This is a genomic window from Geodermatophilus sp. SYSU D00708 (assembly GCF_054050115.1).
In genome coordinates, this window is record NZ_JBJGYS010000022.1 from 78,844 (window position 1) to 93,017 (window position 14,174).

15 protein-coding genes are annotated in these 14,174 nt (G+C 74.6%); 8 read left to right on the forward strand and 7 right to left on the reverse strand.

The window, feature by feature from the left end; all coding sequences use genetic code 11:
* Nucleotides 1–10: 10 nt before the first annotated feature.
* The 4 genes from ACI79D_RS17980 to ACI79D_RS17995 all read right to left on the reverse strand — a co-directional run bounded on the left by ACI79D_RS17980 (nucleotide 11) and on the right by ACI79D_RS17995 (nucleotide 3,373).
* Complete coding sequence (locus ACI79D_RS17980; protein WP_456919830.1) at nucleotides 11–784, reverse strand: ABC transporter ATP-binding protein; 774 nt, start codon at nucleotides 782–784, stop codon at nucleotides 11–13.
* A 167-nt stretch (nucleotides 785–951) separates the two neighbouring features.
* On the reverse strand, nucleotides 952–1,644 hold the full coding sequence (locus ACI79D_RS17985; RefSeq protein ID WP_456919831.1) for a response regulator: 693 nt from the start codon (nucleotides 1,642–1,644) through the stop codon (nucleotides 952–954).
* Nucleotides 1,641–2,828 (reverse strand): sensor histidine kinase, encoded by a 1,188-nt coding sequence (locus tag ACI79D_RS17990; RefSeq protein WP_456919832.1) that lies wholly within the window; start codon nucleotides 2,826–2,828, stop codon nucleotides 1,641–1,643. The genes ACI79D_RS17985 and ACI79D_RS17990 overlap by 4 nt, the downstream gene beginning before the upstream one ends.
* Before the next feature lie 77 nt (nucleotides 2,829–2,905).
* The gene (locus tag ACI79D_RS17995; RefSeq protein ID WP_456919834.1) at nucleotides 2,906–3,373 is read right to left on the reverse strand and encodes a MarR family winged helix-turn-helix transcriptional regulator; all 468 of its coding nucleotides are present in this window, start codon (nucleotides 3,371–3,373) and stop codon (nucleotides 2,906–2,908) included.
* A 90-nt stretch (nucleotides 3,374–3,463) separates the two neighbouring features.
* Between ACI79D_RS17995 and ACI79D_RS18000 the strand changes: the two genes are divergently transcribed.
* A complete protein-coding gene (locus tag ACI79D_RS18000; protein WP_456919835.1) occupies nucleotides 3,464–4,024 on the forward strand; it encodes a YceI family protein in 561 nt (186 codons plus the stop codon).
* Nucleotides 4,025–4,188: 164 nt separating this feature from the next.
* Nucleotides 4,189–4,536 carry a MauE/DoxX family redox-associated membrane protein gene (locus ACI79D_RS18005; RefSeq protein ID WP_456919837.1) on the forward strand — a complete coding sequence of 116 codons (348 nt, stop codon included), beginning with the start codon at nucleotides 4,189–4,191 and terminating at the stop codon, nucleotides 4,534–4,536.
* 37 nt (nucleotides 4,537–4,573) lie between these two features.
* Here ACI79D_RS18005 and ACI79D_RS18010 read toward each other — a convergent pair whose 3' ends face one another.
* Nucleotides 4,574–5,896, reverse strand: coding sequence for a methyl-accepting chemotaxis protein (locus ACI79D_RS18010; RefSeq protein ID WP_456919838.1), 1,323 nt, complete (start codon nucleotides 5,894–5,896; stop codon nucleotides 4,574–4,576).
* 108 nt (nucleotides 5,897–6,004) lie between these two features.
* Here ACI79D_RS18010 and ACI79D_RS18015 point away from each other — a divergent pair, with 108 nt between their 5' ends.
* From ACI79D_RS18015 to ACI79D_RS18035, 5 genes are all read left to right on the forward strand, one after another.
* Entirely contained in the window at nucleotides 6,005–6,337 is a 333-nt protein-coding gene (locus tag ACI79D_RS18015) for a hypothetical protein (RefSeq protein ID WP_456919839.1), read from the forward strand.
* Between the two features lie 166 nt (nucleotides 6,338–6,503).
* Entirely contained in the window at nucleotides 6,504–8,393 is a 1,890-nt protein-coding gene (typA, locus tag ACI79D_RS18020; protein WP_456919840.1) for a translational GTPase TypA, read from the forward strand.
* Nucleotides 8,394–8,702: 309 nt separating this feature from the next.
* Nucleotides 8,703–9,917 (forward strand): aldose epimerase family protein, encoded by a 1,215-nt coding sequence (locus ACI79D_RS18025; protein ID WP_456919841.1) that lies wholly within the window; start codon nucleotides 8,703–8,705, stop codon nucleotides 9,915–9,917.
* 174 nt (nucleotides 9,918–10,091) lie between these two features.
* Nucleotides 10,092–10,583 carry a DUF5994 family protein gene (locus ACI79D_RS18030; RefSeq protein ID WP_456919842.1) on the forward strand — a complete coding sequence of 164 codons (492 nt, stop codon included), beginning with the start codon at nucleotides 10,092–10,094 and terminating at the stop codon, nucleotides 10,581–10,583.
* Between the two features lie 143 nt (nucleotides 10,584–10,726).
* Nucleotides 10,727–11,704, forward strand: coding sequence for an NAD-dependent epimerase/dehydratase family protein (locus ACI79D_RS18035; RefSeq protein ID WP_456919843.1), 978 nt, complete (start codon nucleotides 10,727–10,729; stop codon nucleotides 11,702–11,704).
* 2 nt (nucleotides 11,705–11,706) lie between these two features.
* Here the strand turns inward: ACI79D_RS18035 and ACI79D_RS18040 are convergent, their stop codons facing one another.
* On the reverse strand, nucleotides 11,707–12,333 hold the full coding sequence (locus ACI79D_RS18040) for an SAM-dependent methyltransferase (protein ID WP_456919844.1): 627 nt from the start codon (nucleotides 12,331–12,333) through the stop codon (nucleotides 11,707–11,709).
* A gap of 2 nt (nucleotides 12,334–12,335) precedes the next feature.
* Nucleotides 12,336–13,349 carry an NAD(P)/FAD-dependent oxidoreductase gene (locus ACI79D_RS18045; RefSeq protein ID WP_456919845.1) on the reverse strand — a complete coding sequence of 338 codons (1,014 nt, stop codon included), beginning with the start codon at nucleotides 13,347–13,349 and terminating at the stop codon, nucleotides 12,336–12,338.
* A gap of 89 nt (nucleotides 13,350–13,438) precedes the next feature.
* Here ACI79D_RS18045 and ACI79D_RS18050 point away from each other — a divergent pair, with 89 nt between their 5' ends.
* Nucleotides 13,439–14,029, forward strand: a complete 591-nt coding sequence (locus tag ACI79D_RS18050) for a helix-turn-helix domain-containing protein (RefSeq protein ID WP_456919846.1) — start codon at nucleotides 13,439–13,441, stop codon at nucleotides 14,027–14,029.
* Nucleotides 14,030–14,174 lie beyond the last annotated feature (145 nt).

The following is a 14,174-nucleotide window of genomic DNA, read 5'->3' on the forward strand; positions in this document are numbered from 1 at the left end:
CGAGCGCACGTCAGGCGCCCAGCCCGCGGAGCGCGGAGACGACGGAGTCGGCGGTCGGCCGCTGGACCTCACCGGCCAGCCGGCCGTCGGCGAGCAGCACCACCCGGTCGGCGTAGGACGCCGCGATCGGGTCGTGGGTGACCATCACGACGGTCTGGCCGGTCTCGCGGACGCTGCTGCGCAGCAGGTCGAGCACCTCCGCGCCGGCGCGGGAGTCGAGGTTGCCGGTGGGCTCGTCGGCGAAGACGACGTCGGGCCGGGGGAGCAGCGCGCGGGCGACGGCGACCCGCTGCTGCTGGCCGCCGGAGAGCTCCGCCGGCCGGTGGCGCAGCCGCTCGCGCAGCCCGAGCCGGGCGACGACGGCGTCGAACCAGGCGGGGTCGGGACGGCGGCCGGCCAGCTGCAGCGGCAGCACGATGTTCTCCCGGGCGTCGAGCACCGGCAGCAGGTTGAACGACTGGAACACGAAGCCGATCCGCTCCCGCCGCAGCCGGGTGAGCCGGTCGTCGGGCAGCCCGGTCAGCTCGGTGTCGCCGACCCACACCTGCCCGCTGGTGGCGGTGTCCAGCCCGGCCAGGCAGTGCATGAGCGTCGACTTGCCCGACCCGGACGGCCCCATGATCGCGGTGAAGGCGCCGCGGTCGAAGTCGACGTCCACCCCGGCCAGCGCGTGCACGGCGGTCTCGCCGCTGCCGTGGACCTTCGTCAGCCCGCGGGCGCGCACGGCGGCGGCCGAGGACGGCGGCTCGCCGGGGACGGTCAGGACGGGGACGGGAGCGGACACGTGGGCACCTCCGAGGGCGTGAACAGGAACGGTGCTCACGCTGCCGGTCGGAGGCGTCCCGCCGCGTCGGAGCGCGGGCTGATCTCCGGGTCATCCCCTGGTCCGACCCGGCCCCGTCTCGGGTCCCGCCCTGGGCTTGCGAGGGGTGGGGAGGACGGGGTCCTTCCTCAGGCGTTGCGCAGCAGGTCGGCGGGCCGGACCAGGCCGGTGCGGTAGGCCAGGACGACGGCCTGGACGCGGTCGCGCGAGCCGGTCTTGGCCAGCACCCGCCCGACGTGGGTCTTCACCGTCGCCTCGCTGACCACGAAGTGCGCCGCGATCTCGGTGTTGGTCGCCCCGTAGGCCATCTGCTCGAGGACCTCGCGCTCGCGCGGGGTGAGCTCGGCCAGCTCGTCGGGGCCCCCGGCCGGTCGCGGCGCGCTCCCGCGCAGCAGCGGTGCCACGTGCTGGAGCAGCCGCCGGGTGGAGCTGGCGGCGATCACCGAGTCCCCGGCGTGCACCGTGCGCACGGCGGCGAGCATCTCCTCCGGCGGGGCGTCCTTGAGCAGGAAGCCGCTGGCCCCGGCGCCGATCGCGGCGACCACGTACTCGTCGAGGTCGAACGTGGTCAGGACGACGACCCGCGGCGGCTCGGGCAGCGCGCTGACCTGCCGGGTGGCCTCGATCCCGTCCATCGCCGGCATGCGGACGTCCATGAGGACGACGTCGGCCGGGGTCCGCGCGAGCAGCGCCACCGCGTCGGCGCCGGTGCCCGCCTCGCCGACCACGGTGAGGTCGGGCTGGGAGTCGATCACCATCCGGAACCCGGCGCGGACCATCTGCTGGTCGTCGACGAGGACGACGCGGATCTGACCAGTCATCGGCGGGCAGGGTAGGGCAGCACCGCGTGCACCCCGAAACCGCCGCCGGGGCGCGGGCCGGCGTCCACCCGGCCGCCGTGCAGCCGCGCCCGCTCGGACATCCCGAGCAGCCCCTGGCCGGCCCCGTCGGGCTCGACCATGGCGGTCGAGGCGCCCCGGCCGTCGTCGAGGACCGACAGCTCCAGCGCGTCGGGCCGCCAGTGCAACCGCACCCACGCCCGGCCGGCCGGACCGGCGTGCTTGAGCACGTTGGTCAGCGACTCCTGCACGATCCGGTAGGCAGCCAGCTGCGGGCCGGCGGGCAGCTCGCGCGGGGTGCCTTCGACCAGCAGGTCGACGTCCAGGCCGCTGGACCGGACGTCCTCGACCAGGCCGGGGATCGCGGCGACGTCGGGCTGCGGGGCGTACTCCTCGCGGTCCTCCTCCCGGAGCACGCCCAGCAGCCCGCGCATGTCGGCGAGCGCCTGGCGGCCGGTGGTGGCGATCGCCTCCAGCGCGTCGGTCGCGGCGGCCGGGTCGGCCCGCCCGGCGTAGCGGCCGCCGTCGGCCTGGGCGATGACCACCGAGAGGGAGTGCGCCACGACGTCGTGCATCTCGCGGGCGATGCGGGCCCGCTCGGCGGTGGCGGCCAGCCGCATCTCCTGCTGGCGCTCGAGCTCGAGCAGCCGGGCCCGCTCCTCCAGCTGGGCCAGCCGCAGGCCCCTCGCCCGGCGCAGGTCGCCCAGCGCCCAGGCGGCCACGACGGCGACCCCGATGGACCCGGCCGTCGGCAGCAGCGAGTCGCTCGCCCCGCCCGAGAAGTACCGCAGCGCGGCCAGCACCGCGCCCAGGAGGCCGACGACCAGACCGGCCCGGCCGGCCCAGCGCGGGGCGTAGGCGGCGAGCGCGTAGACCATGAACAGGGCCGCGACGTTGGCCGCGAGGAACTCCTCGACGACGACGAGCTCCAGCAGGCCCGCGGCCACGACGACCGCGGCCGCGCGGACCGGCCGCCGGCGCCGCCAGGCCAGGGGGACGGTCAGCAGCAGACCGATGACGAAGGCCGGGAGCGGGTCGAGCCAGTACGTCTCGAACGGCAGGACGACGGTCAGCAGGCAGACCAGGGCGGCGATCCCGGCGTCCACGGCGGAGGGGTGGGCACGCAGCCACGTCTCGAGGCGTTCGAGCGGAGGGCGGCCGTCCATCGCGACGACCCTAGGCAGCGGCCCCGGCGGCGTCGTCCACCCCCGGGATGACCCGCGCGTCCGACCCGGGGTGAGGCTCAGCGGGCGTCGAGGTGGCGCAGCAGCGTCTCACCCAGGTCGCGCATGTGCTCGACCTGCTCGGGGGTGAGCTGGTCGAACAGGTGCGAGCGGACACCCTCGACGTGCACCCGCGCGGCGGCCTCCAGGGCGGCGAACCCCTCGTCGGTGAGGACCGCCAGCTGGCCGCGGCCGTCCTCCGCGCAGACCTGCCGGCGCACCCAGCCGCGCTCCTCGAGCCGCGCCACCGCGTGCGAGAGCCGGCTGCGTGAGGACAGACAGCGGTCGGCGAGCTCGCTCATCCGCAGCCGCCGGTCCTCGGCCTCCGACAGCGCGACGAGGATCTCGTAGTAGGCGTGGGAGATGCCGGTCTCGCGGGTGAGCTCGCGGTCGAGCCGGTCCTGCAGGAGCAGCGAGCTGTACAGCCAGGCCCGCCAGGCCCGCTGCTCCTCGGCGTCGAGCCAGCGGGGCTCCCCGTGCGCGGTCATGTTCATCAGGGTACTGGCGGAATAGATGAGCCTTCAACTACGCTAGCCTCCAGTAGAAGGTCAAGCGCTCAATCACCTCGGGAGACCACCATGACCAGCACCGCCACCCAGATCCCCGGCTACGTCGTCGGCACGTGGGACATCGACCCCACGCACTCGACCGTCGGCTTCTCCGTCCGCCACATGATGGTCAGCAAGGTCCGCGGCTACTTCCGCGACTTCTCCGGCGAGATCGTCACCGCCGAGGACCCGACGCAGTCCACCGTCACCGCGCGGATCAACATGGACTCCATCGACACCCGGCAGGAGCAGCGCGACGCGCACATCCGCTCCGCCGACTTCTTCGACGTGGGCAACCACACCGAGATGACCTTCCGCTCCACCGCGGTCCGCACCGACGGTGCCGACTGGACCGTCGTCGGTGACCTGACCATCAAGGGCATCACCAAGCCCGTTGAGCTCGAGCTCGAGCTCAACGGCTTCGGCCCCGACGCCTACGGCGGCACCCGCGCCGGCTTCTCGGCCAAGACCGACATCTCCCGCAAGGAGTTCGGCGTCGACATCGACATGCCGATGGACGGCGGCGGCGTCGTCGTCGGCGACAAGATCAGCGTCGAGCTCGAGATCGAGGCCGTGCTCCGCACCGCCTGAGAGAGGACCCCCTGCCCCCCGCCACTCGCACGCTCGCGGCGGGACCCTGCAGGGGGCTGACCAAGACGGAGGCCCCGGGCAGTCGCCCGGGGCCTCCGTGGCGTTCCGGGGTCCTCCCAGCCGGTTGACGGCGCGCTGCCAGGCGCGCGGCGGACGCTCGCCCCGTGGGAAGGTCCCTGCTCCCGTGGCTGGCCACCGCCGGCCGGCTCGTCCTCGGCGGCGTGTTCCTCGTCGCGGGGGCGCGGGAGCTGCGCGACCCGGGCGCCGCCCTCCGCGCCGTCGGCGCGTACCGGCTGCTGCCCGAGCCGCTGGTCGCGCCGGTCGCGTTCGGCCTGCCGGTCGTCGAGATCGCGGTGGGCCTGGCACTGCTGGCCGGGGTCCTCGTGCGGACGGCGGCACGCGCCGCGGCCGTCCTCCTGGTCGGCTTCCTCGTCGCGATCGGCTCGGCGTGGTTCGACATCGCCGACGGCGGCGCGTGGGGCATCGCCCCGTGGGCGCCGCCCGGGAACTGACCGGCGCGGACCGGGCCCCGTCCGGGGCCCGTCGTGGTCAGTCCTCCCGGACGACGAGCCCCTGCAGCTCCCGGGCCATCGCAGCCGCCTCCCGCGAGGCTCCGGTGATCGCCTCCTGTGCCTGCGCGGTCGCCGCCGTCTGCTCGTCGACGGCGGCGGCGATCGTGTCCTGCGCGTCGACGACGCCCTGGATCACCTGGGCGATGCTGGTCAAGGCAGCGCCGGTGGCGTCCACGTCCGCCCGCACCGCGTCGACGACCCCGCGGATCCGCTCGGTCGCCTGCGCGGTCTCCGACGCCAGCTCCTTCACCTCGCCGGCGACGACGGCGAAGCCCTTGCCCGCTTCCCCGGCGCGCGCCGACTCGATCGTGGCGTTGAGCGCCAGCAGGTTGGTCTGGTCTGCGATCGTCGAGATGCTCGCCGCGATCTGGTCGATCTCGGCCATGGTCGCGGTCAGCCGGGCCACGGTGGTCGCGCTCTCCTGCGACCGGTCGTCGGCCTGCCGGGCGGTGGTCGCGGCCTCGCTCGCCGCGGCCGCGATCTCGGTGATCGCTGCGCGGAGTCCCTCCATCACCTCGGTCGCGGTGTTCACGTTCTCGTCCAGCCGCGCGCCGGCGCCGTTGAGGTCGACCAGCCGCGCCTGCAGTTCGAGGGCCCGGGCCTCGCGCCGCTCCATCCGCCGGGCCGTCTCCTCGGCCAGGCGGGCGCGTTCCTCGGCGAGTCGCTGCTCGGCGACCGCCTGGGCGGCGCGCTGCTCCTCGGCCGCGCGCTCCTGCCGGCGGCGTCCACGCTCGGCCTCCTCGGTGAACCGCCACCCGTAGGCCAGAAAGGTCGCCTCGGCCAGCAGGAACACCGCGTGCAGCATCGAGAACAGGATCGGGTTCGCCGCTGCCTGGCTGGTGGAGAAGATCATCTCCGGCATCCACAGGCTCATCCCGATGTGGTGCACCGCGACGAAGCCGACCGCGGCGAGGAACGGCGCCCACATCTGGTACAGCGCCACCAGTGCGAGGATCGCGTAGAACCAGATGTGCAGGTCGGTCAGCCCGCCCCCGACGTGCACCAGCGCGCCGGCTCCGACCATGAGGCCGGTCGCCACGGCGGTGGCGCGGGCGACCTGCGAGGGCAGTGTCCGGCCCAGCACGAGCGCGACGGCGATGGCCGCCAGCTCGGTGTAGAGCAGGCCGGCGTGGTGCACGTGCCGCACCGTCGCGATGAGCGCGAGCACGGGCAGGTTGACCAGCAGGATCGCGCTGAGGATGCGGTGCCGGGGCGAGAAGCTCGCCCCGTCCAGGCGCATCCCGTGGGGGACGCGGTCGAGGAGGGACGGCCGGGCGGCGGACGGCGGTGTCGTGGCCATGCTCTCTTGTCGGCCCCGCGGCCCGGTGCTGGAGCCGTACCACGGACGACCTCGTTCCATCGAGGGAGTCACCCGCCGTCGCGCCGGGCCAGGGGGAGACTGATCGGCATGTCGACGTCCACGCTGACCCGTGCCCGCACCCGCTTCCCGTCCGCCCTCCTGGTCGCGCTCGGGCTCGCCGCCGGCTTCGGCGTCGCCCAGGGCACTGGCGTGCGCGCGCTCGGGGGCGCCCTGTTCGCGCTCGGCGGCCTGGGGGCGGCGTGGCTGTGGGTGCAGCGGCGCGGCTGGGCGGTGGCGCTCGGGCTGGGCGCCCTCTACGTCGGCGCCTTCGTGCTCGCCCACGTCCTGGCGCTCGGCGTGGGGATGGCGGCCTGGCTGGCCGTGGGATTGGTCACGATCGCCGCCGCCGGGGTGACGTTCGCGCTGGCCGATCGAGCCTGAGCTGCTGGAACGGCCACCCTCCAGGGGCCCGCGCCGAGCCTGCGAGGCGTGGGGAGGAGGGTGGTCCTTCTAGAGTGGGAAGGTCGCCGGGCCGGCGGCCGTTACCCGAGATGCCGCGAGCGCCGACTGCCGCGGATCCCCGAACTCCCCCGAGGTGCCGTTCCGCATGCCCACCCGCGACGACCTGCGCAACGTGGCGATCATCGCCCACGTCGACCACGGCAAGACGACCCTGGTCGACGCCCTCCTCCGCCAGGCCGGTGCTCTCGGCCGCGCGAAGGGTGAGGGCACCGACGCCGACACCACGCAGGACCGCGTCATGGACTCGATGGACCTCGAGCGTGAGCGCGGTATCACCATCCTCGCCAAGAACACCGCCATCCGACTGGCCGACGAGAACGGCAACCCGGTGACGGTCAACATCGTCGACACCCCCGGCCACGCCGACTTCGGCGGTGAGGTCGAGCGCGGCCTGTCGATGGTCGACGGCGTCGTCCTGCTCGTCGACTCCTCCGAGGGGCCGCTGCCGCAGACCCGGTTCGTGCTCCGCAAGGCGCTCGGCAAGGGGATGCCGGTCATCCTCGTGGTGAACAAGACCGACCGCTCCGACGCCCGCATCGCCGAGGTCGTCGACGAGACCTACGAGCTGTTCATGGAGCTGCTCGAGGACAACGGCCTGGACACCGACGCGCTCGAGTTCCCGATCGTCTACTCGAACGGCAAGACCGGGCAGGCCTCCCTCACCCGGCCGGCCGACGGCACCAGCCCCGACAGCCCGGACCTCGGTCCGCTGGTGAAGACCCTGCTGGAGACCATCCCGGCGCCCACCTACGACGCCGAGGAGCCGCTGCGCGCGCAGGTCACCAACCTCGACGCCTCGCCGTTCCTGGGCCGGCTGGCGCTGCTGCGCATCCACTCCGGTGAGATGAAGCGCGGCCAGCAGGTCGCCTGGTGCCGCACCGACGGCACGGTCAAGAACGTCAAGATCACCGAGCTGCTCGTCACCGAGGGGCTCACCCGGACCCCGGCCGACAGCGCCGGCCCCGGCGACCTGGTCGCCATCGCGGGCATCGAGGAGATCATGATCGGCGACACCCTCGCCGACCCGAACGACCCGCGCCCGCTGCCGCCGCTGACCGTCGACGAGCCGTCGATCTCGATCACCATCGGCATCAACACCTCGCCGATCTCCGGCAAGTCGGGCAAGAAGCTCACCGCCCGGCTGATCAAGAACCGGCTCGACCAGGAGCTGGTCGGCAACGTGTCGGTGCGCATGCTGCCCACCGAGCGCCCCGACACCTGGGAGATGCAGGGCCGCGGTGAGCTGGCCCTGGCGATCCTCGTCGAGCAGCTGCGCCGCGAGGAGTTCGAGCTGACCGTCGGGCGGCCGACCGTCGTCACCAAGGAGATCGACGGCAAGCTGCACGAGCCGGTCGAGCGGGTCACCATCGACACCCCGGGTGACTACGTCGGCACGCTGACGCAGGCGCTGGCCACCCGCCGCGGCCGCATGGAGAACCTCGTCCACCACGACACCGGCTGGGCGCGGATGGAGTACGTCGTCCCCTCCCGCGGCCTCATCGGGTTCCGCACCGAGTTCCTCACCGAGACCCGCGGCACCGGCGTCCTCAACCACAACCTCGAGGGCTACGAGCCGTGGATGGGCGACATGCGCGCCCGCCCGACCGGCTCGCTGGTCGCCGACCGGCAGGGCGTGGCGACGTCGTACGCGATGTTCTCGCTGCAGGAGCGTGGCTCGATGATGGTCGCCCCGGGCACCGAGGTGTACGAGGGCATGATCGTCGGCGAGAACTCCCGCCCCGACGACATGGACGTCAACATCACCAAGGAGAAGAAGCTCACCAACATGCGGTCCTCGACCGCTGAGGAGCTCGAGCGGCTCATCCCGCCGCGGATCCTGAACCTCGAGCAGGCGCTGGAGTTCTGTGCCGAGGACGAGTGCGTGGAGGTCACCCCGGCCGCGATCCGCGTGCGCAAGGTGATCCTCGACCAGAGCGAGCGGGGCAAGGCCCGCAACCGCAAGCCGAAGCTCTGAGCTCGGGGGCGCGGTGTGCACACACCGCGCCTCCCGTGCGGTGCCGTCCGCGCTGTGTGCACACAGCGCGGACGGTTTGACGGCCGAGTGAGCTGTCGTCGTCGCGACGCGTGCGCGACACGCCGTCCCTGACGGCGCCGACCGCCCACTCGGCCGTCGGCGTCTTTGACACCCCTGCGACTGCGTCCCTACGGTTCCGAGTCGTCCCAGGACCGCTCGTCGGGGCCCGATCCCGTCCGTTCCCCGTCCCGACGGTGCCCCGCCACCGCGCGACGACGCCGGTGGACCGCACGGACAACGGAGTCCTCCATGACCGGACGCCCGACCCCCCTCCCGCCCGCCGCGCCCTCCCGGGGACGCCTCCGCTGGCCGCTGGTCGCCGCGGCCGGTGCCGGCCTGCTCGTCACCGGGTTCGCCGGCCCCGCCGCCGCGCAGGGCGCGACCACGACCGTCGAGCCCTTCGGCACCGCCCCCGACGGCACCCAGGTCGAGCGCTGGACCCTGGCCAACGGGGACGTGACGCTGCGCGTGCTCACCTGGGGCGGCGTGATCCAGTCGCTGGAGGTCCCGGACGCCGACGGCGAGGTCGAGAACGTCGTCCTCGGCTTCCCGGACCTGGCCGGCTACGTCGAGGACACCGACCCCTACTTCGGCTCCCTCATCGGCCGCTACGGCAACCGCATCGCCGGCGGCACCTTCACCCTCGACGGCACGGCCTACCAGCTGCCGCAGAACGACGGGCCGAACACGCTGCACGGCGGTCCCGACGGCTTCGACGACCGCGTCTGGGAGGCCACCGACGTGGGCGACGACGAGGTCGCCGCGCTGCAGCTGGAGCTGGTCAGCGAGGACGGCGACCAGGGCTTCCCCGGCACGCTGACCACGACGGTCACCTACAGCCTGGACGCCGAGTCGCAGCTGACCGTCCACTACGAGGCCACCACCGACGCCCCGACCGTGGTCAACCTGACCCAGCACACCTACTGGAACCTCGCCGGCGAGGGGTCCGGGAGCATCTACGACCACGAGCTGCAGCTCGACGCGAGCGGGTACACGCCGGTCGACGAGACGCTCATCCCGACCGGCGAGATCGCGTCCGTCGAGGGCACCCCGTTCGACTTCCGTGAGCCCACCGCGATCGGCTCGCGCATCCGCGAGGACGACCAGCAGCTGCTCTTCGGCCAGGGCTACGACCACAACTGGGCGCTGGACCGCGAGGACGACGGCGCCCGCGAGGGCTCCGACAGCGAGGACCCGCTCGAGGAGGCGGCGGTGCTGCACGACCCGGGCAGCGGCCGCACCCTCACCATCTCCACCACCGAGCCGGGCATCCAGTTCTACTCGGGCAACTTCCTCGACGGCACGCTGGTCGGCACCGGTGGCTCGGTCTACCGGCAGGGCGACGGGCTCGCCCTGGAGACCCAGCACTTCCCCGACTCGCCCAACCAGCCGGACTTCCCGTCCACCGAGCTGCGCCCCGGCGAGGTCTACGACAGCACCACCGTCTTCGCCCTGACCAGCTGAGACGGCGCCGCCGCGGACCGTCGTGATCATCCGGTGACCGGGTGTGATGACGGGCCGGGCGGCCGGAACCCGCCCACGACGCGTTCCCCGGGACCCGTCGGGCCCGCTCCGTAGGTTCTCCTCGGGCCCGTGTACCTGGGGCGACATCCGACGAGGGAAGGCGGCGCGACGCTGATGAGGACGACCCTGCAGACGCTGGCGGCCGAGGGGCACCGGGGCGGGATCGACGTCCGGGTGAGCCTGCGCAGCGACGCGGGGTCGGGGGAGCACGCCTTCGACGGCGCCTGGTTCCCGCGCAGCCGCGACCTGGCCGTGGAGCTGCCCGAGCTGGTCGCCGCCCTCGACAAGCGCGGCCTGCGCATCGAGCGCTTCACGTACCCGCTCGACGCCTGGACCGCGTGTCCCCGCAAGGTCGCCGTCGGGGGCCGGGTGGTGCGCACCGGGGGCTTCCGCAGCATGGACCCGGGCGTGGTCTGCCTCAGCTGGGACGGCGGCACCCGGCGGGCGGACCTCCTCGTCGTCCCCCCGGAGACCGACGTGATCACCGGGGCGCGGGCGTTGCGCCTGTGCACCCGGCGGGGCCTGCCGCGCTCGCCGCAGATGGTGCTGGCCGCCGCGCGGTCGCTGCCGCTCCCGCAGGTCCCCCGGCTGCCGGTCACGGTGTAAGGACCCCCTGCCCCCGCCACTCGCTCCGCTCGCGGCGAGACCCTGCAGAGGGCCGTGGTCCTGCCCGACCTTCGCCCGTCCGGCTCGTTCGCCGGCCGCGAACCGGCTGGACGGCGGGGGAGTGGCTCGGCTGGGCTGTCGGCATGCGACTGCTCGTCCTCGGCGGCACCCACTTCCTCGGCCGGCACGTGGCGACGGCGGCCCTCGACCGCGGGTGCGAGGTGGCCACCTTCACCCGCGGCGTCTCCGGCCCCCCTCCGGACGGGGTCCGTGCGCTGCACGGCGACCGCGACGACCCGGCCGCGCTGCCGGCCGCCCTCGACGGCTGGACGCCCGACCTCGTCGTCGACACCTCGTGCCAGACCCGCGCCGCGGCTCGCAACGCCGCCGAGGTGCTGACCGGCGTCCGGGGGTACGCCTTCGTCAGCAGCCTCAACGCCTACCGGGACTGGCCACCCGGGCCGATCCGCGGCGAGGACGAGCCGGTCTGGGAGAGCGACGAGGACGAGTACGGGCCGATCAAGGCCGAGGCCGAGCGGGTGCTCGGCGCCGCGCTCCCCGGCCGCTTCCTCACCGCCCGCGCCGGCCTGATCGTCGGCCCGGACGACCGCGTGCACCGGCTGGGCTGGTGGTTGCAGCGGATCGCGCGCGGCGGTCGGGTCGTCGTCCCCGACGCGCTGGACCAGCCGATCGCCGCGGTCGACGTCCGCGACCTCGCCGGCTGGCTCGTGGACGTGGCCGCGCGTGGCGAGTCCGGTGCGGTGAACGCCACCGGTGCGGCGGGGATGACCACGCTGGGCGACCTGCTCGACCTGTGCCGGCGGGTGACCGGCAGCGACGCGGAGTGGGTGGTCGTCCCCGAGCCGGACCTGCTCGCGGCGGGGGTCGAGCCGTGGCTGCACCTGCCCCTGTGGCTGCCCGCCGAGATGGCCCGCACCGCCTGGGACGTCGACACCGGCCGGGCCCGTGAGCTGGGGCTGCCCAGCCGGCCGCTGGAGGAGACCGTCGCCGACACCTGGGCGTGGCTGCGCACCGTCGACGAGCTGCCGCCCCCGCCGCACGGGCTGCCCGTGCCCGGCCTGCCCGCCGACCTGGAGGCCGCGCTGCTGGCCGGGCGCTGAGGTCAGCGGCGGCGGGCCCGCAGCACCTCGTCGGCGTGGTGGTCGCCGTGCCCGCCACCCGGCCGCGGCCGCCGCTCGGCCACCAGCACCTCCCAGGCCCGCGGGTCCAGGTCGGCCGCCACCTCGCCGGCGGCGGCGAAGCGGTCCGCGCCCCAGACCGCGGCGCGCTCCTCGTCGAAGGCATGGCCGACCCACAGCAGGGTGCCGCCCGGGACCACCGCCGCCGCCAGCCGCGGCACCAGCTCGCGGCGGAGCGCCTCGTCCGGGTGCAGGAAGTGCGCGGTGACCAGGTCGAAGACCTGCGGCGGCCGGTGGGTCGCCACGTCTCCGCGGACCCACTCGACCCGCGCGGTGAGCCCTGCCGCGGCCGCGTGCTCCGCGGCGCGGGCCAGCGCCACCTCCGACCAGTCCAGGCCGGTCACCTGCCAGCCGCGGCCGGCCAGCCACAGGACATCGCCGCCCTCCCCGCAGCCGACGTCCAGTGCGCGCCCCGGCGTCAGGTCGGCGGCCTCGGCCACGAGGACGTCGTTGGCCCGGCCGCTCCACAGCGAGGGCGCCGCGCGGTAGCGCTCCTCCCAGGACGCGGAGTCGAGGCCGGCCGGCTGGGGTCCGTGCTCGTGCATCGTCATGCTCAGATCCCGTGCCGCCGGTCGCCCAGCACCGCGTCGCACAGCTCCCGCTCGGCGGCGGGGGAGAAGGGGGCCCGGCGGGCGGCGACGGCCCGGGCGGTGTCCTCCTCGACCAGGTCGGCGTTGATCCGCGCGGCCGCCGTCAGCCCCTGGGCCGCCGCGCCGACCACCTGGGCCCGCAGGTCGGTGACGTTGCCGGCCAGGTACACGCCGGGCACCGTGGTCGCGCCGTCGGCGCCGGTCGGGACGGCGCTGCCGAACACGTGACCGCCCATCCGGAGCTCCTCGGCGACCAGGCCGAGGGAGGCCAGCAGGGCGGAGCGGGCGGTGAACCGCGGAGCCACCACCAGGGCGTCCCGGTGGACCAGCTGGCCGGAGACCAGCCGGACCCCGGTGAGCCGGTCGCCGGCGGACTCCACGGCGGCCACCTCACCGGTCACCACGGCGATGCCGCGCGCGGCCAGCTGCTCCCACTCCTCCTCGGCCGGCTCGGGGCCGGTGTGCAGGAGGAGGGTGACGTCGTCGCTCCACTGCCGCCACAGCAGCGCCTGGTGCACCCCGAAGGGACTGGTGGCCAGCACGCCGATCGCGCGGTCGCGCACCTCCCAGCCGTGGCAGTAGGGGCAGTGCAGGACATCGTGGCCCCAGCGCTCGCGGAGCCCGGGCACCGAGGGGAGCTCGTCGACCAGGCCGGTGGTCACCAGCAGCCGCCGGGCGTGCACGGTGCCGCCCTCGGCCAGCTCGACGGCGAACCCGCCGTCCTCCGCGGTCGCGGCGACGGCCGACCCGGCCCCCAGCTCGCCGCCGTAGGCGGTCACCTCGGACCGCCCGGCGGCGAGCAGGTCGCCCGGCGGGGTGCCGTCCCGCCCCAGGTAGTTGTGCATCTCCGTGGCCGGGGCGTTGCGCGGGGCCCCGTCGTCGATCACGAGCACCGACCGGCGGGCCCGGCCCAGGGCCAGCGCTCCGCTCAGGCCGGCCGCCCCGCCGCCGACCACCACCACGTCGTACCGCTGCATCGTCGTCCTCCTCGTCGTCGGGTGCCCACGACGGTGCACCGGGGAAGGGCGTCTTGACAAACCCCGTTGCCGAAACCGCAAAATGGGACATGGTCGACGACGTTCCGCCGCTCACCGACGTCCTCGACGCGGTCGGTCCCCGGCTGCGCTCGCTGCGCCAGCAGCGCGGCGCGACGCTCGCCGAGCTGTCGGCGACCACCGGCATCTCGGTCAGCACCCTGTCCCGCCTGGAGTCCGGGCAACGCCGGCCCAGCCTGGAGCTGCTGCTCCCGCTGGCCCGGGCGCACGACGTCCCGCTCGACGAGCTGGTGCAGGCGCCGACGGAGGATCCGCGGGTGCGCCCGCGGCCGGTCCTGCGCAACGGGATGACGATGTGGCCATTGACCCGGCGGCCGGGCGGGCTGCAGGCCTACCGGGCGGCCATCTCGCCGGATGCGGCCCGCGGCGAGCCGGAGCAGAAGAGCCACGAGGGCTACGAGTGGATGTACGTGCTCTCCGGACGGCTGCGGCTGCTGCTCGGCGAGCACGACCTGGTGCTCGTGCCCGGCGAGGTGGCCGAGTTCGACACCCACGTGCCGCACTGGTTCGGCGCCGCCGGGAACGAGCCGGTGGAGGTGCTCCTGCTCTTCGGTCCGCAGGGGGAGCGGATGCACGTCCGGGCCCGTCCCCGCTCCCGCTGAGTCGTCAGCGGGTGGGGACGGCGTCGGCCGTCTCGGCCTCCTCCAGCCGGGCGGCTTCGGCGGCGAGGGCGTCGGCGGACTCCAGGGCGCGGTCCTTGCGGTACTCGCGGAAGGAGTGGACGACGGCGGCGGCCCAGAGGGCGTA